Annotated in this window: 25 protein-coding genes; 14 read left to right on the top strand and 11 right to left on the bottom strand. The window is 44.5% G+C overall.

What is annotated here, in order from left to right:
• Window positions 1-39: 39 nt before the first annotated feature.
• Window positions 40-1,770 (top strand): leucine-rich repeat domain-containing protein, encoded by a 1,731-nt coding sequence (locus JGK22_RS03075; RefSeq protein WP_293312311.1) that lies wholly within the window; start codon window positions 40-42, stop codon window positions 1,768-1,770.
• 92 nt (window positions 1,771-1,862) lie between these two features.
• Here JGK22_RS03075 and JGK22_RS03070 read toward each other — a convergent pair whose 3' ends face one another.
• Window positions 1,863-2,069 carry a hypothetical protein gene (locus JGK22_RS03070; protein WP_293176187.1) on the bottom strand — a complete coding sequence of 69 codons (207 nt, stop codon included), beginning with the start codon at window positions 2,067-2,069 and terminating at the stop codon, window positions 1,863-1,865.
• A 300-nt stretch (window positions 2,070-2,369) separates the two neighbouring features.
• Between JGK22_RS03070 and JGK22_RS03065 the strand changes: the two genes are divergently transcribed.
• From JGK22_RS03065 to purU, 4 genes are all read left to right on the top strand, one after another.
• Window positions 2,370-2,663, top strand: a complete 294-nt coding sequence (locus JGK22_RS03065; RefSeq protein WP_293176189.1) for a hypothetical protein — start codon at window positions 2,370-2,372, stop codon at window positions 2,661-2,663.
• Window positions 2,650-3,474: a DUF6745 domain-containing protein gene (locus tag JGK22_RS03060; RefSeq protein WP_366024884.1), complete on the top strand. Its 825-nt coding sequence runs from the start codon at window positions 2,650-2,652 to the stop codon at window positions 3,472-3,474. Before JGK22_RS03065 ends, JGK22_RS03060 begins: the two co-directional genes overlap by 14 nt.
• Window positions 3,422-3,787 carry a DUF6745 domain-containing protein gene (locus JGK22_RS33205; RefSeq protein ID WP_325315088.1) on the top strand — a complete coding sequence of 122 codons (366 nt, stop codon included), beginning with the start codon at window positions 3,422-3,424 and terminating at the stop codon, window positions 3,785-3,787. The genes JGK22_RS03060 and JGK22_RS33205 overlap by 53 nt, the downstream gene beginning before the upstream one ends.
• A gap of 585 nt (window positions 3,788-4,372) precedes the next feature.
• Entirely contained in the window at window positions 4,373-5,227 is an 855-nt protein-coding gene (gene purU, locus JGK22_RS03055) for a formyltetrahydrofolate deformylase (RefSeq protein ID WP_293176191.1), read from the top strand.
• 313 nt (window positions 5,228-5,540) lie between these two features.
• Here purU and JGK22_RS03050 read toward each other — a convergent pair whose 3' ends face one another.
• A complete protein-coding gene (locus tag JGK22_RS03050) occupies window positions 5,541-6,452 on the bottom strand; it encodes a hypothetical protein (protein WP_293176193.1) in 912 nt (303 codons plus the stop codon).
• A 248-nt stretch (window positions 6,453-6,700) separates the two neighbouring features.
• On the opposite strand from JGK22_RS03050, the gene JGK22_RS03045 reads away from it, so the two are divergent.
• The 3 genes from JGK22_RS03045 to JGK22_RS03035 all read left to right on the top strand — a co-directional run bounded on the left by JGK22_RS03045 (window position 6,701) and on the right by JGK22_RS03035 (window position 8,710).
• Window positions 6,701-7,636 (top strand): class I SAM-dependent methyltransferase, encoded by a 936-nt coding sequence (locus JGK22_RS03045; protein ID WP_293312309.1) that lies wholly within the window; start codon window positions 6,701-6,703, stop codon window positions 7,634-7,636.
• A gap of 196 nt (window positions 7,637-7,832) precedes the next feature.
• The gene (locus JGK22_RS03040; protein ID WP_293191144.1) at window positions 7,833-8,156 is read left to right on the top strand and encodes a hypothetical protein; all 324 of its coding nucleotides are present in this window, start codon (window positions 7,833-7,835) and stop codon (window positions 8,154-8,156) included.
• A 167-nt stretch (window positions 8,157-8,323) separates the two neighbouring features.
• Entirely contained in the window at window positions 8,324-8,710 is a 387-nt protein-coding gene (locus tag JGK22_RS03035; RefSeq protein WP_293191142.1) for a tautomerase family protein, read from the top strand.
• Window positions 8,711-8,805: 95 nt separating this feature from the next.
• On the opposite strand, the gene JGK22_RS03030 is transcribed toward JGK22_RS03035, so the two are convergent.
• From JGK22_RS03030 to JGK22_RS03000, 7 genes are all read right to left on the bottom strand, one after another.
• A complete protein-coding gene (locus JGK22_RS03030) occupies window positions 8,806-9,312 on the bottom strand; it encodes a MogA/MoaB family molybdenum cofactor biosynthesis protein (RefSeq protein ID WP_293149586.1) in 507 nt (168 codons plus the stop codon).
• Window positions 9,313-9,395: 83 nt separating this feature from the next.
• Window positions 9,396-9,731, bottom strand: coding sequence for a photosystem II reaction center protein Psb28 (psb28, locus tag JGK22_RS03025; RefSeq protein WP_293149588.1), 336 nt, complete (start codon window positions 9,729-9,731; stop codon window positions 9,396-9,398).
• Between the two features lie 265 nt (window positions 9,732-9,996).
• Window positions 9,997-11,499 (bottom strand): DUF1565 domain-containing protein, encoded by a 1,503-nt coding sequence (locus tag JGK22_RS03020; RefSeq protein ID WP_293312307.1) that lies wholly within the window; start codon window positions 11,497-11,499, stop codon window positions 9,997-9,999.
• A 216-nt stretch (window positions 11,500-11,715) separates the two neighbouring features.
• Window positions 11,716-12,312, bottom strand: a complete 597-nt coding sequence (locus tag JGK22_RS03015) for a Uma2 family endonuclease (protein WP_293205634.1) — start codon at window positions 12,310-12,312, stop codon at window positions 11,716-11,718.
• Between the two features lie 131 nt (window positions 12,313-12,443).
• On the bottom strand, window positions 12,444-14,183 hold the full coding sequence (locus tag JGK22_RS03010) for a hypothetical protein (protein WP_293312305.1): 1,740 nt from the start codon (window positions 14,181-14,183) through the stop codon (window positions 12,444-12,446).
• A gap of 218 nt (window positions 14,184-14,401) precedes the next feature.
• Window positions 14,402-14,998 (bottom strand): Uma2 family endonuclease, encoded by a 597-nt coding sequence (locus JGK22_RS03005; RefSeq protein ID WP_293191136.1) that lies wholly within the window; start codon window positions 14,996-14,998, stop codon window positions 14,402-14,404.
• Between the two features lie 83 nt (window positions 14,999-15,081).
• Window positions 15,082-15,531, bottom strand: coding sequence for a hypothetical protein (locus tag JGK22_RS03000; protein ID WP_293191134.1), 450 nt, complete (start codon window positions 15,529-15,531; stop codon window positions 15,082-15,084).
• 364 nt (window positions 15,532-15,895) lie between these two features.
• Between JGK22_RS03000 and JGK22_RS02995 the strand changes: the two genes are divergently transcribed.
• The 4 genes from JGK22_RS02995 (at window position 15,896) to JGK22_RS02980 (ending at window position 17,482) form a co-directional block, all read left to right on the top strand.
• Window positions 15,896-16,252, top strand: a complete 357-nt coding sequence (locus JGK22_RS02995; RefSeq protein WP_293176211.1) for a hypothetical protein — start codon at window positions 15,896-15,898, stop codon at window positions 16,250-16,252.
• A gap of 12 nt (window positions 16,253-16,264) precedes the next feature.
• On the top strand, window positions 16,265-16,687 hold the full coding sequence (locus tag JGK22_RS02990; RefSeq protein ID WP_293191132.1) for a type II toxin-antitoxin system VapC family toxin: 423 nt from the start codon (window positions 16,265-16,267) through the stop codon (window positions 16,685-16,687).
• Between the two features lie 241 nt (window positions 16,688-16,928).
• Window positions 16,929-17,153: a DUF433 domain-containing protein gene (locus JGK22_RS02985; RefSeq protein WP_293191190.1), complete on the top strand. Its 225-nt coding sequence runs from the start codon at window positions 16,929-16,931 to the stop codon at window positions 17,151-17,153.
• A complete protein-coding gene (locus JGK22_RS02980; RefSeq protein ID WP_293191128.1) occupies window positions 17,150-17,482 on the top strand; it encodes a DUF5615 family PIN-like protein in 333 nt (110 codons plus the stop codon). Before JGK22_RS02985 ends, JGK22_RS02980 begins: the two co-directional genes overlap by 4 nt.
• Here JGK22_RS02980 and JGK22_RS02975 read toward each other — a convergent pair.
• A complete protein-coding gene (locus tag JGK22_RS02975) occupies window positions 17,468-17,614 on the bottom strand; it encodes a hypothetical protein (RefSeq protein WP_293312303.1) in 147 nt (48 codons plus the stop codon). The two genes, JGK22_RS02980 and JGK22_RS02975, sit on opposite strands and share 15 nt — an antisense overlap.
• A 71-nt stretch (window positions 17,615-17,685) precedes the next feature.
• On the opposite strand from JGK22_RS02975, the gene JGK22_RS02970 reads away from it, so the two are divergent.
• Together JGK22_RS02970 and JGK22_RS02965 are read left to right on the top strand one after the other, a co-directional pair.
• A complete protein-coding gene (locus tag JGK22_RS02970; protein WP_293176221.1) occupies window positions 17,686-17,946 on the top strand; it encodes a hypothetical protein in 261 nt (86 codons plus the stop codon).
• Window positions 17,939-18,358 carry a hypothetical protein gene (locus JGK22_RS02965; RefSeq protein ID WP_293176223.1) on the top strand — a complete coding sequence of 140 codons (420 nt, stop codon included), beginning with the start codon at window positions 17,939-17,941 and terminating at the stop codon, window positions 18,356-18,358. Before JGK22_RS02970 ends, JGK22_RS02965 begins: the two co-directional genes overlap by 8 nt.
• A 365-nt stretch (window positions 18,359-18,723) precedes the next feature.
• On the opposite strand, the gene JGK22_RS02960 is transcribed toward JGK22_RS02965, so the two are convergent.
• A complete protein-coding gene (locus tag JGK22_RS02960; RefSeq protein ID WP_293312301.1) occupies window positions 18,724-20,436 on the bottom strand; it encodes a zinc metalloprotease HtpX in 1,713 nt (570 codons plus the stop codon).
• Window positions 20,437-20,919: the final 483 nt, after the last annotated feature.

Genomic DNA, 20,919 nt, shown 5'->3' with positions numbered 1-20,919 from the left:
GAATTCTTATTTTCGTAAAAAATTTAAAATCTTATTGCCATGTCAGAACAACAGCCCAATCCCGCAGAATTCAGCAGCTTTGCCGATTGGTGCTTGCACAAAAAAAGCCTTTCTCCCGAAGCCAGACATACTGTTGAAATGTTGTTAAATTATGCTGGGAATTCTGATATTAATGAAGCGAACCGCATACTGTCAAGTAGGAAAAAGAAGAAGCTATCGCTGGGCAACAATCAAATATCAGACCTTACGCCACTGCAATCTCTGACTAATGTGACTAAGCTGAATCTGGACAACAATCAAATATCAGACCTTACGCCACTGCAATTTCTGACTAATTTGACTAAGCTGTCTATGTGCAACAATCAAATATCAGACCTTACGCCACTGCAATCTCTGACTAATTTGACTAGGCTGTATTTGTACCGCAATCAAATATCAGACATCACACCACTGCAATCTCTGACTCATTTGACTGAGTTGAATCTGGACAACAATCAAATATCAGACATCACACCACTGCAATCTCTGACTCATTTGACTGAGTTGAATCTGAGCTACAATCAAATATCAGACATCACACTCCTGCAATCTCTGACTCATTTGGCTCATCTCGATCTGATGGGCAATCAAATATCAGACATCACATCGCTACAATCTCTGAAAAATTTGACTTATCTGAATCTGGACTCCAATCGAATATCAGACATCATACTGCTGCAATCTCTGACTAATTTGACTTCTTTGTATGTAAACTTTACACCTGAACAGAAGGCTCTCATAGAAGCCTATGAGAATTCGTGGGGAACTCTTGCCCACTCTACGGAACCCATCTCTTACCGCAAAGCCGCAGCCGCCCTTAAAGCTGGCTACGAACTCCTCGGTGTAGAAGCCCCTGAAATCACTTTTTGCAGTGGCCCTCACTCTGCATTAGTACAATTACCCATGTTGAAAAAATCTAATAATAATGATTTGATCGATCGACTTAAAAAACAAGTAAAAGATCCACTATTACCTTTGACATTCACAACAGAATTCCAGCAGCTATCTTCTTCATATTTTCTTAGATGGGAGGAACAGCTTAAACAACAATTAAGAGCAGATTTTTCTAACTATAAGAACCACTTAATGTCGATAGTTAATCCGAGATATGCCGTTGATGCTGTCACTGTTGCTGAATTTTGTGTTTCTGCCTTGGGCATTGTTTTGAAGCCAGAGGCACAAAAAGCTTTGGAATGCCTCAAACAGATTTTAGTAGAATGTGGCTGGATTTTGACCTTTGAAAATGTCTGCTATGTGTGCGATCGCCCAACCAAACTCTGCCTCGACAGCGAGTACCGCCTCCACGCAGAAGGGGAAAGCGCGATCGCATTTAGCGACGGTTACAAACTCTACTCCTACCACGGCGTAACTTTGCCCGAAAAATACGGACAAATTCACCCCAATCAATGGGAAGCTACCTGGATTTTAGAAGAAGAAAATGCCGAACTCAGGCGAGTGTTAATTCAAGGAATTGGTTACGATCGAATTTGCCAAGAATTGCAAGCAACAGATTTAGATACTTGGCAAGAATACACGCTGCTAAGAATCGATGCTGATATTGATGGCTTCGATACCGATGAAAAAGAGCCAATTTATTTGTTAAAAATGACTTGTCCGAGCACCGGATTCATTCATGCTTTGCGAGTTCCGCCCGATATACAATCTGCAAGGGAAGCAATTCGTTGGGTGAATTGGGATGTCGATTATGAGGAGTTTTCGGTGCAAACTTGAAGTTTTGGGGAAGTTAGAAACCTCGTTGATAAGAGTCGGCGGTTGAAACCGCATCTATACAAACAATGTCCGAGCGAGCGAGGGACTGAAGACTAATCTTTATATTCTTTCATTTGCTGGCGAATGGCTGCCTCAATCTTAGTATCGAAATCCGGATCTCCCACTTTCGTGATGATTGAATTCGATCGCTCTTTCCGCCTGTCTAAGTAAGCTTGCAGTGCTGCTTTATCCCCGCGATTTTTCAGGAAATAACGCTTCAATTCTCGATCGCCCATTGCAGTATAATCTACTTGGCTCATTGTAAATTAACCGTAATTCATGTAGGGGCGGGTTTCACCAACAATCTTTCATTCACACCGACAATATCTATAAACCCGCCCCCACCCAGGCGACTTTCTCGAAACTGGCATCAATTATAGCATTTCTATTGTCGATCGCACTTTCACCCTCGAACCTAACCCCTGTCAGTACAGCAAACAGTTATGGAATATGGTCGATCGATCGCCATTGACGTTCCTGTATTACCAATGTAGTATATAATTACGGTAGAAAAGCCCGATCGACTTACCAAAACCAGCAAACAAAATTAATAAAAACCTATGCAACCAATCCGACAAGGCGACGTAATTCTCACCCCCGTACCGCAAATCCAAGGTGACAAAAAACCTCATCTCACCCTCGCCGAAGGTGAAGTCACCGGACATTCTCACCAGATTATTGAGGGGCAAGCTGAACTGTACGAAAAAGACGGCACCCTGTACTTGCGAGTGCTTTCGCCGACAGCTTTATTGAGTCACGAAGAGCACAAAGCGATCGCAATTCCTGAAGGTAATTGGATGGTGCGGATTCAGCGCGAATACGAACCCCAAGGCTGGAGGTATGTCGCAGACTAAGGTTAAAAAACTCACGCCAGCACAAGAGGCTCTGATTCGAGTTTATCGCGACAAGTGGAAGGCGATCGCACTTTCGACTGGCCCGATCGATCGCTCTCAAGCTGCGGAAACTATTACATTAGCTTACAGGGCGATCGGCAAACCAGCACCGGAAATCATTTTTTGCGATCGTCCCTACCAAGCCGCTAACATCATCGCCAGCCACGCAGACAAGCCCAGGAGTCACCTGCGGAGCCAATTAGAGAGCAAACTTCGCAGCGAACTTGAAAAACAACTGCTGACTTGTCTGCGCGGACAACTAGAAAACCAGCTAAAACGTCAACTGCAAAATCAACTCGAAAATGAACTTTACACCCAACTGCAAAGCCAACTGTGGAGTCCCCTGCGCGATCATTTAGCGATGGAAATAGCGAGCAAATTGCCGATCGATTTAAGGGGACAGCGGGCCCGGTATTTGTACTACACCCATCTCAACAAACAACTAGATAATTGCATTCAACCGGAATTGTGGGCTAGTGGCGGGAGTTTGTTAGATTTTTGCATTTCTGTGTTGAATTGCGCGCACTCCTACGGCAATATCTGGACAATTTTTCAATCGCTTGTCAAGACTTGCGGCTGGATTTTTCCCTATGACAAAGTTTGTGTAGTGTGCGAAAAGCCGATCGCACTTTCCGCAGACAACAACCACCGCTTGCACGCCGGAAGCAGCACCCGCCGTACAATTTGCCGACGGTTTGGCGATTTACGCCTATCACGGCGTGATTTTACCCGAATGGTACGGCCGCCTGCAACCCCGCGAGTGGCAGTCTAAATGGCTGTTGAAGGAGCACAACGCAGAGGTTCGGCGAGCGTTAATTCAGGGCATCGGGTGCGATCGTATTTGTCAAGAACTAGCAGCCACAGAGTTAGACACTTGGCAGGAATATACCCTGTTAAAAATGGATTTTGAGGACGATTTCGACGCCGATGGGATGCCATTACCAGTTTTTTTGTTAAAAATGACCTGTCCGAGTACGGGGTTTGTTCATGCGCTGCGAGTTCCTCCAAATGTGACCTCTGCACAAGAAGCAATTCGTTGGGTAAACTGGGGAATTGAACCGGAGGAGTTTTCGGTGCAAACTTGAATATTTCTATTTACCTAAAAGTCAGTTAGTTCGTCCTTATGAAAGCCCGCCAGGGGTTTAAACCCACGGGGCTTTTAGCTAAAGTCCGTTTTAACGGACTGGTAGTATTAAAACACCCCACAAATTAACAGCCACTATTTTATGAAATTGCGCTCTTACTCTCCTTAATTTATGTTTAAAATCAGTCCGTTGAAACCGACTTTCGCTATGTATGAAGCAGGGGTTTAAACCCCTGCCGGATAGTGCCGCAGTCGCGTAGAAAGTTGATACTAACGAATGAAAATTAAATAACTTACAGTTTTTATTGTTCTTGTGAGATGGGCGTCCCGCCCGTCCTTTCTAGACGGGCGGGACGCCCATCCCACAAATATGTGTAAATTATTTAATTCGCGATGCTTACCTGGAGCTCACTGGCAATTAAATATCAGACATCAAACCGGAAACATCTCATTTTAACAAAAATCATTTTTTACAGTGCAAGCTGTCACCAGCTCGCGACAGCACTACAAAAGTAAAACTGAGATGCTCCATAGGACGACCGACCTGATATAATCAATTAAAAATTAATACCCTTGCCATTAGATCATGACTAGCCCTACTGCAACTCTTTTGATTTCCTGTCCCGATCGCAAAGGGCTTGTCGCCTTACTTGCTAATTTTATCGCTTCCCATAATGGCAATATTATCCACGCGGATCACCATACTGATTTTACCGCAGGATTATTTTTAAGTCGTCTCGAATGGCAATTAGACGGTTTTGACTTAAGCATTGAAGACATGACAGATGCTTTTAGTGAACTTGCCAAGGATTTACAAGCAAATTGGCAATTACATTTCTCTGAGGAAGTTCGACGGATTGCGCTTTGGGTAAGCCGCCAAGATCATTGCTTGTTAGATTTGATTTGGCGAGAACGCTCTAAAGAAATGCCTGGGAAAATCCCCCTGATTATCAGTAACCATGAAAAGTTAAAGCCCATTGCCGAACAATATGGTATCGATTTTGAGTATATTCCCATTAATAAAGAGAACAAGGCTATTCAAGAAGCACAACAGTTAGATACTCTCAAAAAATATAACATTGATTTAGTAGTCTTAGCAAAATATATGCAGATTTTGAGTCAAGATTTTATGAGTAAATTCCCCAATGTGATTAATATTCACCATTCATTTTTACCCGCGTTTGTGGGTGCAAATCCCTACGAAAGGGCTTATGAAAGAGGAGTGAAGATTATTGGTGCCACAGCCCACTATGTGACGCCCGATCTAGATGCTGGCCCGATTATTGAGCAAGATGTTGTGCGGGTGAGTCACCGCGATGAAGTGTCGGACTTGGTTCGGAAAGGTAAAGATTTAGAACGGATTGTTTTGGCAAGGGCGGTTCGATATCATTTACAAAATCGTGTTTTGGTTTATGGCAATCGCACTGTTGTTTTTGCTTGAATTTTTAATTTGATTGGCTAGTGCGTTGCTCTAATTTTGGGGACGGGCAAGATGCCCATCCCACAACAAAAATGTGAGATAGGCATCTTGCCTGTGCAAATATTTTTATAAGACGGATAATAAGCAATCCTGGAAAGATGCGAGGTGCCTGAAATAGCTCCTCGCATTTGATTAATCTCACGAGATTACCAGAAATAATTGATTGAAAGCGTCTCCGTTTTAGGGAGAAATTAAAATCAGACGATTCATTGCTCCAATCCTCGGACTTCCAGGTAGAGGTTGCTGTCAACTGTCAACTGTCAACTGTCAACTGTCAACTGAATGAAATCCGGGCGGATAATGTTTCGGCGTAAGCGCGATCGATCAATTGGCGAGCAACCGTCTGAATTCCGGTATGCTCGTAATAATTGGTAGTCATGTCCAAAAACGCGGCGACATAATCCAATTTGTCATCGGTAACATCGACGTATTGCTTGAGATTGCCTAAAACTGTGGCGGGAGTTAAGCCGCGAGATACCACTAAATTGTTCATCCAACCTTGGGCTGAGGCGAAGGTTGCTGTCACGAATCCGAATTTTTGGGCATTGTTGGCGCCGGGAATTAGGTTGCTGATGTTTTGAAAGGTTGAGTTTTGCTGCAAGGTTCCAGGATTTAAGCTGCTTAGGGTATTTTGCGCTACTTTGATAAAGTCCGGGCCGAGGGGAATTAAGCCATCAGCGCATACTAATGCAGCCATCCGCATTAGAGATTCGCTTTTGTATTCTGATAAGTAATTGGCAAAGCTTCCCACGTTGTCAAGGGAAATTTTGTTGAGTTTGCAGAAGACGATGAGTTCGATCGCCACTTTGACGCATAAGTCGATCGTTTGAGTGGTGTCAGCCTTGGGAGTCAGGCGGCTCATAAACGACAGAAAGCCGATTTTTTCGCCGATTTTATTCGCCATAGCAGTCGCTCCTAAGGCACTGTCAGCGCTGTCTGCAAGCTGGTAAAGCTTGACTGCGCCTTGATAGGGTTCGTTGGAGTTGGCGTAAAGCTCGATCGCCCGGGCGCGAATTTTTTCCACTAAAGCGCGATCGGTTTCCCCTGTGAGCGATCGAATAGTATTATCAAAACCAGATAAATTATTCCATTCTCCCGGAACCACAAAATCGAGGGATTTGAGCATCATCACAGTAATCCCAGAATCCGGCAAATTATCAACCAATTCCACAATTGACTTGCTCACAACAAACTCCTAAATAACCATATTTGATAGTGTTCTTCCAAATACTCCAACTGCGGCAAATCCGATTCCAGATTTCCCGGTAATATCATGTCCGAAGATTAAGATTGGTTCGTAGTGAGGACTTTAGTCCGCATCCAAGAAAGGACTAAAGTCCTCACTACGAACCTTGTAAAGTTTCATTGTCTAACATCACTAAAAATTACCAAAAGGTGTTATAATGGGTGGCGCAAAACAGAAAAATATAAAATATGACTGTCGCAGTTAACAAAACTCCAGGATTAGCATCGCGCTTAGTAAACGGCGTACTCTCCATCAAACCTTTGGCCGCTCTAGCCAAGCACCAAGCGCGGGAAATGATGATAAACAGAGCCGAAAAAATCGGAGTGCATTGGCGAGAAGAAGCGCAAACACTTTTGTCCCGAAATTGGGATGCAGAATTGCTCAGCGTAGAAAATCCCGATTTGGTTTACCCGAAATATTATCTAACTTCATTCCACGCTTACGAAAAAGGTAATATGAGTTGGGAAGCTGCCACAGAAGTTGAAGTTGCAGCCCGTGCAGTTCATGCGGGAATTTGGCCAGAAGCGGGTGCAGAAGGCGATGCTAAACTCCGCGCTAGCTATCACGAAATCGTCAAAGCTCAAATTTCCCAAACACCGCAAGATATTGTCGATTTGGGATGCAGTGTGGGAATGAGTACGTTTGCGCTTGGGGATGTTTACCCGGAAGCAAAGATGACTGGGGTGGATTTGTCGCCTTATTTTTTGTCGGTTGCTCAATACCGTTCTCAACAGCGAGAAGCAGAATTTTCTAATCAAAAATCTCCGACTTGGGTGCACGCTGCTGCTGAATCTACTGGTTTAGCTACGGCTTCTTTTGATTTAGTTTCTATTTGTTTAGTTTGTCACGAATTGCCCCAGAAAGCTTCTAAGGAAGTATTCCGGGAAGCGAGGCGTTTGCTACGCGCTGGCGGACATTTGACAATTATGGATATGAATCCTCAGTCGGAAGTTTATGCCAAAATGCCTCCTTATATTTTGACTTTGCTCAAGAGTACGGAGCCTTATTTGGATCAGTATTTTGGGTTGGATATTGAGCAGGCTTTGGTTGATTCGGGTTTTGCGGTGCCGACAATCACTTGCAATACTCTCAGACATCGGACTATTGTTGCTCAAGCAATATAGCGGTTTTTAGTTGACTGTATTTGAGATATTGGGTAGGACACGGCAGTGCTGTGTCCCTACTGTATTTTAATGTCAAAAATGTTGGCGGTCAATGAGGCTCTAAAACTGGATGCGATCGCAAATGTGGTAGAATTAATACTTAGACAGCAGTCTTAGTTAGATCGTGTTGAGAGAAACCTAAAAAAAGGATATCATCATGAACCCGACAGCCCCCCCTCAAAAGGTCATTGATTGTTTGCAGGTTATTTTGGATGCCACAGCCTCAAAAAATTACGAGCTGTTTACCACGGTGGGCGATGCAGACTACAAAACGGGAATTGCACAAGAAATGTTCGATAATGTTAGCGATGAACTCGGTTCCCGCCTGCAAAACGGATATTCAATTAGTTATTTTGGTGAGTTGACACAAGATGGTTTTCAGGTTTATTTGTGGAAGCTGAGTTTTGCAGATGGTGGAGATGAATTTGTGGCACGCATGACTATGAATGGAGACAAGGTTGCTGGGATTTTCATAGCATGATGTCAGATCCAGGTTGGTAGTGAGGACTTCAGTCCTCAGAAAACATAAAACTATGAGGACTGAAGTCCTCACTACCAACTTATTGGCACCCTTAAATTTATGTGATCTTGACAAATTCAAGCGCGGCAATTAGGTTTTAATAGAGAGTTGTTGTCATACATAGAATTATGGTACAGGTCAAAATATCCGGCTTGAGAGAGCATCTCCATCCTATTAAGCCTCAACTCTCTGATGTCATTAATTCCTGTGTCGTAGATGCACTCCAATATCCACCTGATAAACGTTCACATCGATTCTTTCTGTTCGACTTCTCTGATTTCTTTTATCCTACAGGGCGCACAGAACGTTACACTATCATTGAGGTGAGCATGATTGAAGGACGCAGTGTGGAGATGAAAAAGCAGTTGATTCGTTTATTGTTTGAGCGATTACAGCCGTTTGGAATTTCCACACAGGATTTAGAAATCACGATTTTTGAGAATCCGAAACACAATTGGGGTTTTCGAGGCTTACCGGGTGACGAACATCAACTCAATTATAAAATCGAAGTGTAGCCGATCGCTCTTAACTTACAACAAAGCGGTCGATCGACTGTAAAGCTCGATCGACCGCCAATCTCTCCCCTCAGTGAAAAAAGCAACTTCCGCCCTCATCCACCCCTCAACTGCTTGACCAAGTGAACTAACTCTGGTAAAATTAGCTTTTCCACAGCTAGTTTCACGCCATTACTCGATCCAGGAAGAGAAAAGACTAACTTGCCTTGATACACGCCTGCAACAGCGCGAGATGCGATCGCCCTAGAACCAATTTCTTGATAGCTCAAAAACCGAAATATCTCGCCAAATCCAGGTAAAATCCTGTCGAGCAAACTCTCCATCACATCGTAAGTAGTATCTCGTGGAGAAATACCCGTCCCGCCACTCAAAACTATCGCATCCACATCTTCGCGCTGGGCAAGCGCCTGCATTTGCAATACAATTTTTGCAGCATCATCTTTAACAACAGTGTAAGCTACCACAGAGTGACCTGCATCTTTTAGCAATTTTTTCGTTAACAAACCGCTATTGTCTGTGTCAGCAGAGCGCGTATCGCTAACAGTCATGATAGCGCAATTTACGGTTATTTTAGATAAATCGGGGTGAGGAATTTGCGTCATTGTTTCTTGTCGTAAGTAATCGGCAACCAGCAATCGGCTATCGGCCAATTACCAATTACCAACTACCAATTATTAACTATCTATTATGCCTTGCTAAATCCTAAGCCGTTTGCTTCCGAGTAGCGTTCCATGAAACGCATAAAGCGTTCCCAGTCAGCGGCACTTTTCATCAGATAAAGAGCTTCTAAACCCGCAGGTTGACCATTGATGAACTTAGCCTTAACTTCGCGAGTCAGAAGTTCGCCTTCTTCGTCGATCATGTACATTCCAGTAATGTCTTGGGTACTATCGTTGCTGAGAGATTTCGGATTTTCAAAGATAAATGTGGCAGTGCCTTGAGCTCCGCTTTTAGAACGAGTTAGGCGGACTTCGGGTACAGTATCTTCGTCTATACCCCGGGAGAATTGAATTTTAGCCATAATCTGAGAGTGGAACCTTAAAGATTGCTGAATTTCTTAATATTTTTATCATAAAACGATTTGGACGCTCGGAAAGCAAGACTTGCGGAGATTGTCCGATGGGGATCGGAGGAGAGGGGCTATTTTTTAGGTACGTAGTTGCCTGAGCCCTGGCTCTCTCCTTCACTATTCGCTGTTTTGCTATCTTCGTTTTTTCCGATATCCCCAAAGAGCGCTGAAGCGCAACTACGTACCAAAGAGAGCGCCCAAGCGCAACTACGTACCTTTAGACGATGTAGGGAGAGTTAATGGGCTCTGCGCGGTTTGTGGCTACCAGAGTTTGGTAGACGAGGGCGGATATCTCGGCGCGCGTGATGTCGCGGGCGGGGGAAAGCTTGTCGCGGGCGGGATAGTTGACTACGATTTTGCGCTCTGTGGCGGTGGCGATGGAGTCGGTGGAAAAACTGGGAATTAAAGCCCGATCGGCATAAACGCTCAAAGAATTAGGATTGCCGCCCGCCAACTGCAAGCCGTTTACCAATGATACGATCGCCTGAGCTTTAGTCAAATTCTGTTCCGGGCGAAACGTGCTGTCGGGATATCCAACCAAAAACCCGCCTCGATTCGCTTTGACGATCGCACTTTGGGCCCAAAAATCCGCCGCCACATCCTTAAAAACCGTTGCTTCACGGCGCGGCGCCAACTGAAACGCCCTCGCCAACAACGCCGCATACTGAGCCCTAGTTAAACTCTCATCAGGTTTAAAAGTGCCGTCGGGAAACCCGTTAACAATATTCATCTTAGCGAGGCGATCGATAAAATCCTTAGCCCAGTGAGTGCTGATATCGCTAAACTTTACACCTCCAGGTGTCGGAGTTGGTGTCGGAGTCGGAGTTGGAGTCGGAGTTGGAGTTGGAGTTGGCGTCACATTTCCCAACTCAAATAAACCTTTTACCCGCGAAGGATTGAGCTGATTTCCCAGGGCAAAAATCTTAGTCGCAGTAGCATTTTGCAAATCAAATTCGCCATTGTTGGCAAAAATATTTCCCCCTAAATCTTGAGCCGTACCAAGATCTGGCAGAGATTTTTCCACCGCAGTCAAACCATCTTCGGTATTTTTTTCAATGCGATTCTTCCGCACAACCGGCTTAGAGTTCCCCGTTAAAACGATACCGGAGCGATTGGCGACAATTTGGTTGTCAACAATCAAAGGAGCCGATTGAGCTTGTAGAGAAATGCCGAAACCGGTATTTTGAAAAAGATTGCGCCGCAGCACACCTTTAGCACTTCCAGCCATAATTACCCCAGCGGCTGAGTTTTCCAGAAATATGTTGTCTAGAATCCCAGGATTAGCAGTACCTGTGGCAAAAACACCTTCGCGCTTACAAAGCGTAAAAGTGCAGTTAGCCACAGTAGGAGAAGTTGACTCCATCCAGACTCCGGTACCGCGAATATCTAGATTGGTGACAGTTACTCCCCGCAATTCCGCATCAGTTGCTAGCAGTAGAGTGATATTTTGACTCGCAGCGGTGGGACTGACAAATTTGCCACTTCCTTGAATTAGAGTACCGCTTCCTTTGTTGGATTCATTACCGATAACTTTGACTCCAGAGGGAATGTCTAAGGGAAATTGTTCGCCGCTGGCTGCGCTGTAAGTTCCCGCTGCTAGCTGAATAACTGTTCCCGATGCAGCGCGACTGATTGCGCGGGCGATCGTTTTGAATGGGGCTGATTGGCTGCCGGCTGCGGAATCGCTGCCTGTTTGGGGGTTAACGTAAAGTGTTGCCATGTTTTTGCTGTATGGATAATTTGCGATCGACTTTTAGGCAATTTTCATTCTGTACGAATTTGACTGCGGATATATATTTAGCTTTGATTGGGAAGACAGCCATAGGGGATGACAACCCCTGGGGGATTGCCCCTACAAAATACTTGATTTCTCGTTACCCGAAATAGCAGGTACCCGACTTCTTGAAGAAGTCGAGTACCTGGGTATTAGGCTTTTTCATTCGGATCGAGTCGAGATTCCCTGCCCAAAAACCTTTACCGCTTCAGCCAAATCAGTTTCGCCCATCAAAATGCAGCGTTTTAGCAAATCAATATCCAGGGTTTCCAATCCTGACAATTCACTCTGAATTACTTCTTCATATCCATCTTCGCGGAGGTGATACAACCGCAAAGTACCATCCTCCCAAAACCAGATTTCTGGCACACCCAAAGCCCGATATTTTGGCAACTTGCTCAATCCACCGCTAGTATAAACTACCTCGATAGACAAATCGGGAATCAACTTAGGTAGCCCCAAACAAAACGATTTATCAGCTTGGGTTGAAACTTCTCCCGTTTTCTCCTGCGTCATTGAACCAGAAGGGTAAAACCTAAGGCCTTGCGCCAGCAAAAAAGTTGTCACCAAGTAACCAATAATTTCCGAAAAATTTTCGTGTTGGAATCCCGGCATTATAATTTCGATCGCACCTGCAAAAAAAGACAATTTTACCCCAGGGGAATCTTCGGAGCCCTTCTGGATTAACTTGAATTGCTCCCAGGTGCCATTGAGCACCACTCGCCCATCGAGAATTTCGCGATCGAGAACTTGTGTCATTGAACCGCACCATTATCTCCTATGGGAATTATAACTGATATCATCTCCGTTCTCAAGAACAGGCTTTCCGGCCTGTTCCACAAATAATTAGTTTTCTTGTGGGGTAGGCCCCTGAGCCCGCCCGCTTCAACTCAAGAGGTTAATTTGGCAATGCAAGATGTTTGCAAAACTACTAAAAGTTGATTCTCAAAAACCGCACAAGTCGTCATTGTTTGTGCTAAAATAGGAACTTTCCCTTGTTTGAGAGAAAGTATAGCTTCCGGTGTAGAATCAAAGTCTTCGATCCAGCCGTAATCCTCTACATACTTAAGAGTTAAGGCATTGCGATCGAGCATCCAAAAATCAATCCCATACTTGTTAATGAAGCTTAGCAATACGGGTTTATCAGCCGTATATTGAGCGCGAATTAAATCGCTCGCTCGCTGCTGAAATCCGCTGTAGTAGCCTTTCTGATACGGCACTGCATATTCCTTTCCCACCAAAACCGAACGCTGGCTAAACGTTGGCAGATTATCGGCTTCTGGGGCGATCGAAGCAATCACAATATCTTGAGGTTGTTGCTGAAAAAATTTGTACAAAGCGGGCATTTTACCTTCTACATACCCGACTGTGGGAAATTTTTCCACTAAGCATGGATAAAGCACAACTGCGATCGCAATTATCACCATTGTAATTAGTGCAACTAGATTTTTTAACTTAAATTTTGTTTCCGTTGTTGATGCCCAGTTGCCGACGCCATCGATAATTAACGTCAGGGCGATCGCACTTATAAACACAACAATAAACCTCAAGCTATACGCAGTATAGCGTCCAGGCTGATAAAGCTTAAAAATGGTAGCGTGAGCCGCCAAAAACATCGCAAAGGATGCTAAAAATAGCTGAAGCAACAGCCAGATTTTGCTATTAATCCGACTCGCTAACGGAAAAGCCGATCGCCTCCACAGCAACAGCAGCGGCAAAAACAGCCCCACACAGTGAGTTACAGGCGTAAACAGCGACTTGGGAAACATCCCGCTACCCCTACCAGTCAGCCAATAATCTACCGGATTTGGACGAAAAAAAGCATTTCTGCCGTCGGCTGCAAATACGCCCATTTGCTTTGCTTCTGCTGCGGTATAAGTCGGGCCAAATTCCGATTTATCCAAGGCATAGGGCAGCATTACTAGAAAGATTAGTCCCAAACCTGTACTGCAAAATAGGTAATTTGTGCGATCGCCCGACAAGCGCAAACGGCCGTTTTTCCAGGCTACCAGCCGCAAAACTAACACGCCAGCAGCAACCAAGGCGTAGGGAGGGTAGAATAATCCAATTAGGGCGATCGCCCCCAAACAGGGCAGCAACGAACTCCGCGACAAATAATATAAAAAACCGAGAAATATCGGATAGATAAAAGCTCTGGGCGTTGTGGAAGCCAAATCATCCGTCATCCACATATGCTGATTTAACAGCAAAGATGCGATAAATCCAGTCAGCGGCACTGGCAGCATTTCCAAGCAAAGCCCAAAACAGTAATAGGTGGAGATTAAGCCGAGAAATAGCGGCAATATTTTGTGAAAAAATAGCGGGTGAATGCCGATTGTTGCTGCTAATTTGTAGAGGGCGCTGTATCCGGCGGGGGCGACTGATTGAAAGTAGTTAGCAATGAAATCGTTGGGGAACAATTGTCGATCGACAAACCGCATCATCCAGAAAACGTGCTGTCTCGCATCGTCTTGCACCATATACTCGGCGCTGAAAGCTTGAGCAATTCCTAAAACACCATAAACTGCGGCAAATGTCAAGCTCAGCATCAACCAGAATATTGTGCGCGATCGGGATTTTTCATCCACAGTCGCCGTCAGAAACTTGTGTAAGCGGGCAATTAATACCATTTGAGATTTGAGATTGGGAAAGAATGTGAAGGACGCACAACACGAACCAGTTTACCTTGCAAAGATTATGCTACTGTAATCGAAATGTGAATTCGGTTAACGAGTGCTTCCCAATCGCGATCGTTTTTACAGTAGCCACGGTTTCAACCGCCGAGTCTTATGGTGGCATATTGCCTCAGTAATGGTGCCCGTTGCGTAAATCCTATTAATTAACCGAATTACTGCGGCTGAATCCCGTTGAGAAACTCCGTTCTTGCCTCAATTATTGAAGGCATCAAAACGCACCGTACCAGCAATTCTAAATCCAACTCCGGCAAAAACTCACTTCTTAAAACTTGCTCGTAATCATCGTCGCGCAGCCGATAGATAGCCAACTGATTATTTGCCCAAAACCAAACTTCTGGGATGCGAAGTCGCAGATATTTAGTTAGTTTATTTGTGCTACCGCTAGAAATCGTCACTTCCACGGCTAAATCGGGATGCTCTTTCCTTGAACCTATATAATAAGACTCATCAGGTTCAAATGATACATCTTTTGCCTGGTTTCTGCGAGTTGCACTCCCTACAGGAATGAAATTAATCCCTTTCTCAAAAAAGTAAAGTCCTATAAATATAGCCAGAACACTTTTTATCTGTTCGTGGTCTTCGCCTAGCGTCATAAACTGCACACACCCATCTAAATAAGTTATTCGCAAGCCTGGGGCATCTTCTATTAAGGTTTGTAGCGCCTCAAATTGCTCCCAAGTATAATAACCTGGCAAGGTAAAGCGTTCTTCTTTAACAATTGTTATTAGTTCTGAAACTTGTACGACCATGGGCGCAATGCTCCGAATAAAAATCAGTAGCCCTGCCTTAGTATAACCTAAATAGGGACTATTCATCAAAGTTAATTTGACGGTTAAATATTACTGCGATGATTCTGGGCGATCGCATATTGCCTCAGTACAGGTGAAATTGTGTAAAAATTTGCTTGTTGTTCAATCAAACAACGCCGGGATAAAGATTGCAGCGCATTTACCAAATCTGATGCGGGAATTCGGCTATTTTCTAGCAATTGGGTGAGGTCGATCGCACCGCTTGCTTTCGCCAACCAGGAGAGGACTTGTTTTTCTAGTTCGGATAGGCGATCGCACTGCTGCTGTAAAACATCTTTCAAATCTTCGGGCAACAATATGGTATCATCTGGTAATAACTCTGTGACGCATCCGCCCAACTCTTGAATCAGAGTCGCGACGCTTTTTAACCAGAGGAGATTGCCTTGGTAGCGCTGAATCAATGCTGAGTAGTTGTCGATGTCTGCTAATCCATAATCTCTGAGGATTTCCCGTGCGGCGTAGAGGTAAGACAATTGAGCTGGGAGGCATTGTTGATATGGGAAAAATTGAAGTAGGAAAGTGTAAAATATATGATGATGGTAATTTCAGATAGCCTGATTGTTGTTGTGCGCTGGGGCTGCGAGCCAGCGCCCTTCTTATTTTTTCAAACCAGAGCGATCGCCCTTTCCGACATATTCCCTTAACCCTCGCGTCACCCCAACCTCTTTTTCCACCGACAATCCGACGATCGATTTCCACCATCTCAAAGGGCACTGATTGCAGACTCTTAGCGTGAAGCGTAGCTATCCCGTAGGGCGATCGCCACAGCGAAAAAGGGATCTCGCCCTATGCGCTACAATAAACGTAAAGCTCATGATTAGTCTTTCAAAAATTAACATGATAAACATAGACTTACCGCCATCTGATCCATTCACAAACCTCAAAGTGACGCTCCTGCTAGAAGCACTGACATCCGGGCAAGTTGTGGCATCTGTCAGAGAGTTTCCAGACTGTCGAGTGAAAGCAGAAACACGAGAAATGGCGATCGCCCAAATTCAAGCTACCTTTTTAGAACGGCTCAAAAATATAGAAGCGATTTCCTGGAACGTGCCAATTCAGGGTTCAGAACCAACCTGGATGAAGTTTGCAGGTGTCTTTAAAGACGATTCCGATTTTGCGGCAATTATGGAATCAATTCGCGCCGAACGAACCTCAGATGATGACTCGGAAGTCGATCCTTCCTATTACTTGTAGAGGCGGCTTAAAGTGTGTCGATATATTCTGGATACCGATTGCGTTTCGCTGATTCTTTACAATCATCCCCAAGTCACCGCTAACGTCGCAAAGCATCAAGTTTCTGTCACGATTGTCACGGTTCAAGAACTCTTTAATGGCTGGATTGGCAGGATTAACGATCCGTCGATGCTGCATAACCTACCTGCACTCTATTCAAAACTTTGGACAACTGTAAAATATCTCCAAACTATTGAGGTACTGGATTTTACAGCAGAAGCTGATAGTTGTCTCAAGAAACTGTTAAAAGATCATCCGCCTCTGCGGAAAAATCGCCTGCAAAAAGATATGCGGATTGCAGCTATTGCCTTGTCCGTTGGTGCTACCGTTGTCACCCGCAACCAACGAGACTTTGCTCAAGTTCCCGGATTGTCAATCGAAGATTGGACGCTTTAGTGCGTAGGCGATCGCCCTTTCCGACATCCGACAATCCGATCGATTTCCACCATTTCAAAGGGCGCTGATTGCAGACTCTTAGCGTGAAGCGTAGCTATCCCGTAGGGCGATCGCCACAGCAAAAAAGTGCGAGATCCCTTTTTTATTGCTCGATCGCCCTATAAAAAGATATTGACGATGATAGTGGAGATTGGGAAAAATACGATCTATGATAGATTTAAGCAATTATTCTCAAAAACCTATGGAATACAATCAAATTATCACGATTGAACCTGGAAAACGCAGCGGCAAGCCGTGTATTCGGGGAATGCGAATTACTGTGTACGATATCCTAGAGTATCTAGCTGGTGGTATGACAGAGGCAGAAGTTCTAGAAGATTTTTCGGAACTCACTTCCCAAGATATCAAAGCTTGCCTTGCCTTTGCTGCTGACCGTGAGAGAAAATTATTTTTGGCATCGATTTGAAACTACTACTGGACGAAAACTTATCAGACGGAATTATTCACAGGATTATCGATCTGTATCCCGATTCCGCTCATGTCAAAACCTTGGCACTTACCAATACTGATGATTCAATTATTTGGGAATATGCTCGTGCGAATAATTTCGTAATTGTTTCCAAGGATTCTGATTTTCATCAACGGAGTTTGCTGTACGGTCATCCACCAAAATTTATCTACCTTCGGATTGGTAACAGTCCAACCTCCAAGATTGTTCAAATATTAAGAGATAATTTTGACATTATAATTCAATTTTGGAATAGCGAAGTAGAAAGCATCTTAGTATTGGCTTAATGCGTTGGCGTTGCCCGCAGAAAGCATCGCCCTTTCCCCGACAATCCGATCGATTTCCACCATTTCAAAGGGCGCTGATTGCAGACTCTTAGCGTGAAGCGTAGCTATCCCGTAGGGCGATCGCCACAGCAAAAAAAGGGCGATTATTCTGAGAACGCGAGTTTAGAGGCTAAACTAGATGTATATAATCTTAAATAAACGATATGCCTCTCAGCGAACTTTTACCTACCGTCAACCAACTATCCCATCAAGATAAACTTCGACTTATTCACTTTCTCCTGCTTGCAGTTGCCAAGGAAGAAGGATGCAGCTTAGAACCTAATGAAGATAGTAATTCAAAAAATGTACTCCTGAATCAACTAGCATCAACCAGCGCAGTTGTATGGTCTCCACAGGCAGATAGTGCAGGAGTTAAAGCATTATCAGAACTTCTAGTTGCCACCCAGGAATCAGCCAATGCTTAATCGTCAAAGATTTGCATTTACAGAACGAATTGATAGCCTTGGCCGTTCGAGCATTCTGCCATATTTGCCCATCACACTCTCCAATGGCAGCAACTCTGTAGAAGTGATGGCATTATTGGATACGGGTGCGAGTGTCAACGTCTTGCCCTATGAGATTGGTCTACAACTAGGGGCAATATGGGAACAGCAAACCGTTCCTATTCAGTTGAGCGGGAATTTGGCTAGCAGCGAGGCCAGGGGATTGGTTCTTTCGGGTACAGTTGCTCAATTTTCGCCGATCTTACTTGCATTTGCCTGGAGTCGATCGACAGATGCGCCGGTAATCCTTGGACACCTCAACTTTTTTGCGGAGTTTAATGTCTGCTTTTTTCGTCATGAGTTAGCTTTTGAGGTTTACCCAATACAGAAATGAAGAGAGGCTGCACAGTCATTGCAATGCGATTTTATGCTTGTGCAAACTGGGATGAGGTAAATTAGTGCGTTGGCGAAGCCGACCTTTGGCATCGCCCTTTCCTACATATTCGCTTAACGCTCGTGTCACCCCAACCTCTTTTTCCACCGACAATCCGATCGATTTCCACCATCTCAAAGGGCACTGATTGCAGACTCTTAGCGTGAAGCGTAGCTATCCCGTAGGGATCTCGCCCTTTCTGACATATATTGCTTAAGTTGACACTAATGCTCTAGTCCTTAACCCTGACTTAAGAGGACTGAAGTCCTCACTACGAACCAGGTTTGTAGTAAGGACTTCAGTCCTTTCAAATGTTAAGCTGGAAATTACAGAAATAGAACTGCAATCCCGATCGCGATCGCACCAATCCCCATCACAAAAGACCAGAAACGGTGATAGCTGCTAACCGTCGTACCGCTATCGCTTTCAAGCTGAATCAAATCCATCCAAGGCGCCACACCCCGGCGGAACCAACCCAAAGCACTAACATCCATACCAATCAAACTTTTAACCCGTTTCATCCCAAACAGAAAATTACCAATCGGCCCAAAACGAGAAGCATAATGTAGATACATCATTCCCGTTCTGTCTTGCAATTTCAAATCAGAACCAAACGCATAACCCGCATCACCGCGACCAATTAATTCGCCTTGTAGTTTCGCAGGTTGACCGCGTAAAGGACTAGCATAAGGGTCAGACATTAAAGTTAAAACATCCAACTCTTCTGCTTGTGCGTAATTCGGGAACATCACCAAAGCTTTGATTAAAATTCCCACGCCCAAACCGATTAAAGCACAAGCAACCATCATCATCGGATTCGCAGCCGAGAGGGAAATGCCGATCGCAAAACCCACCGCCAAGCCCAGAGTTTCCGCACTGTACAGCAGCAAATCAAAAAAGAAATTTCCGTACAATTTCCGCTTGCTCAAATTGTGGCCTTCGCCCACAATCCGACCCATATCAAACTCAATATCCAAGCCTAATTGTTCCGCATAGGTGCTCAACGCGCGAACTCGCTTACCAGTCAGCGGGTGAGTCGAATTCAACTCCATCCACCAACCCCACGGATTGAACATATCCCACAGAAAAACTCGTCCAATTTTTTCCGGTTTCGACGAAATCCGGTAAGCAGTACCGCTAGATACCGCAGCTTTTGCATCATAAATGCCTAAAGCGCGAGTTCCTTCTAACAAGCGGCTGGGTTCCGTTGCTCTTTCTCCTTCTTCCAAAATACCGTAAGCAATTTTTACCAAAGCGCGCGATAAAGCGTTGGGGTTTCCGGTAGTTTCGGCGGCAAAATGGTCTGCAAAATATTCTCGTGTCCGCGACAGATACAGCAGCAAATAAGTGCCGGCGATGTAAAAAAAATAAGCCACAGCAGCGACGCTACCTGCCGCACTTCTAGCTTTATCGCCAGCGCTTCGACCGAGGCTTTGAGCTGTAGTGTAAATTAAATAAGTAATCTGCACTAAAGTTGAAGCTAAAGTCATTACTGCAAAGTCCCAATGGACGATGTGACCGAGTTCGTGGGCGTAAACAGTGGCAATTTCATCGTCGTCTAAATAGGTGAAAAGACCTTGACTGACGACTAAGCGAGCGCTGTTAGGAAAGGAACCGTAGGTAAAAGCAGTAGGGTTTTGGTCGTCGATAATTCCTAAACGCGGCTGTTTGAGGTTTTTCTGTTTGCAAACCTTCTGAATAACTTTCGCCGTTTCTGGACTCAGGCTGTCAATTTCTGCTAGGGAAACCCAGCGAGTATTGTAGAGCCAATTTTGAGTTAAGTCCATCAAGTAAGGCGATAGGAAAAAAGCCGCAATGTTAAAAATCAGAGTTATGGGAAGTGCGATCGCCAATCCGGTAACTGGATCGGGGCCGTTGAGAATGAAAACTGAGGCTAAGGATAACACGAACACCATACCAAATAGCATGATGATAGTGGCGCCGGAAGCTAAAACGAGGTTTCCGCCAGTTTTCTGGATCAGTTTAATCCCGGCTTTGGGCGATCGCCCTGCCTTGCGTAAAGGAGCTTGAGATGACATAATATTCTCCTAAGGTTATTGACAAAAGGTAATTACCGTGGGAATTTATCTATACTTCACTGTTTTAACCTGTCACTACGGAGCGCGCTAAGGAGTCTCAACAAAAATATATAATTTCCTGTAAATTGTTAAGATGGAAAACCGCCCGCCCAATTTATTTCCAAAAATCCAATTCCCATTTCAAAACTCAACAATCAAAACTATTTATAGCGGTCATCAGAAAGATGAGGTACGTTGTTGGGCTTGGGCCCTTCTTGGTTTAATTGGTTATATAAGCTGTCAGTTATCCCTCATCTTTTTGAGAAAGGCTATATTTCAAAGTTACAAAAAAGAATTGGTTTCAAGCCGGAACCCTTGTATGGAGAAATTAAAATCAGACAATTCGAGGTCGCCCTCAAGCTGTCAACTGTCAACTGTCAACTGTCAACTGTCAACTGTCAACTGTCAACTGTCAACTGTCAACTGTCAACTGTCAACTGTCAA

The sequence above is a fragment of the Microcoleus sp. PH2017_08_TRC_O_A genome (assembly GCF_020738665.1).
Classification (GTDB): domain Bacteria; phylum Cyanobacteriota; class Cyanobacteriia; order Cyanobacteriales; family Microcoleaceae; genus Microcoleus.
Note: the sequence above shows the minus strand (reverse complement) of the source record. Positions and strands in the feature narration are given on the sequence as shown.

Excerpts from the sequence above, each read along its gene's own strand:
- JGK22_RS03075 (WP_293312311.1), top strand. The coding sequence starts at position 40 with ATGTCAGAACAACAGCCCAATCCCGCAGAATTCAGCAGCTTTGCCGAT.
- JGK22_RS03070 (WP_293176187.1), bottom strand. The coding sequence starts at position 2,069 with ATGAGCCAAGTAGATTATACTGCAATGGGCGATCGAGAATTGAAGCGT.
- JGK22_RS03065 (WP_293176189.1), top strand. The coding sequence starts at position 2,370 with ATGCAACCAATCCGACAAGGCGACGTAATTCTCACCCCCGTACCGCAA.
- JGK22_RS03060 (WP_366024884.1), top strand. The coding sequence starts at position 2,650 with ATGTCGCAGACTAAGGTTAAAAAACTCACGCCAGCACAAGAGGCTCTG.
- purU (WP_293176191.1), top strand. The coding sequence starts at position 4,373 with ATGACTAGCCCTACTGCAACTCTTTTGATTTCCTGTCCCGATCGCAAA.
- JGK22_RS03045 (WP_293312309.1), top strand. The coding sequence starts at position 6,701 with ATGACTGTCGCAGTTAACAAAACTCCAGGATTAGCATCGCGCTTAGTA.
- JGK22_RS03040 (WP_293191144.1), top strand. The coding sequence starts at position 7,833 with ATGAACCCGACAGCCCCCCCTCAAAAGGTCATTGATTGTTTGCAGGTT.
- JGK22_RS03035 (WP_293191142.1), top strand. The coding sequence starts at position 8,324 with ATGGTACAGGTCAAAATATCCGGCTTGAGAGAGCATCTCCATCCTATT.
- JGK22_RS03030 (WP_293149586.1), bottom strand. The coding sequence starts at position 9,312 with ATGACGCAAATTCCTCACCCCGATTTATCTAAAATAACCGTAAATTGC.
- psb28 (WP_293149588.1), bottom strand. The coding sequence starts at position 9,731 with ATGGCTAAAATTCAATTCTCCCGGGGTATAGACGAAGATACTGTACCC.
- JGK22_RS03020 (WP_293312307.1), bottom strand. The coding sequence starts at position 11,499 with ATGGCAACACTTTACGTTAACCCCCAAACAGGCAGCGATTCCGCAGCC.
- JGK22_RS03015 (WP_293205634.1), bottom strand. The coding sequence starts at position 12,312 with ATGACACAAGTTCTCGATCGCGAAATTCTCGATGGGCGAGTGGTGCTC.
- JGK22_RS03010 (WP_293312305.1), bottom strand. The coding sequence starts at position 14,183 with ATGGTATTAATTGCCCGCTTACACAAGTTTCTGACGGCGACTGTGGAT.
- JGK22_RS03005 (WP_293191136.1), bottom strand. The coding sequence starts at position 14,998 with ATGGTCGTACAAGTTTCAGAACTAATAACAATTGTTAAAGAAGAACGC.
- JGK22_RS02995 (WP_293176211.1), top strand. The coding sequence starts at position 15,896 with ATGATAAACATAGACTTACCGCCATCTGATCCATTCACAAACCTCAAA.
- JGK22_RS02985 (WP_293191190.1), top strand. The coding sequence starts at position 16,929 with ATGGAATACAATCAAATTATCACGATTGAACCTGGAAAACGCAGCGGC.
- JGK22_RS02970 (WP_293176221.1), top strand. The coding sequence starts at position 17,686 with ATGCCTCTCAGCGAACTTTTACCTACCGTCAACCAACTATCCCATCAA.
- JGK22_RS02965 (WP_293176223.1), top strand. The coding sequence starts at position 17,939 with ATGCTTAATCGTCAAAGATTTGCATTTACAGAACGAATTGATAGCCTT.
- JGK22_RS02960 (WP_293312301.1), bottom strand. The coding sequence starts at position 20,436 with ATGTCATCTCAAGCTCCTTTACGCAAGGCAGGGCGATCGCCCAAAGCC.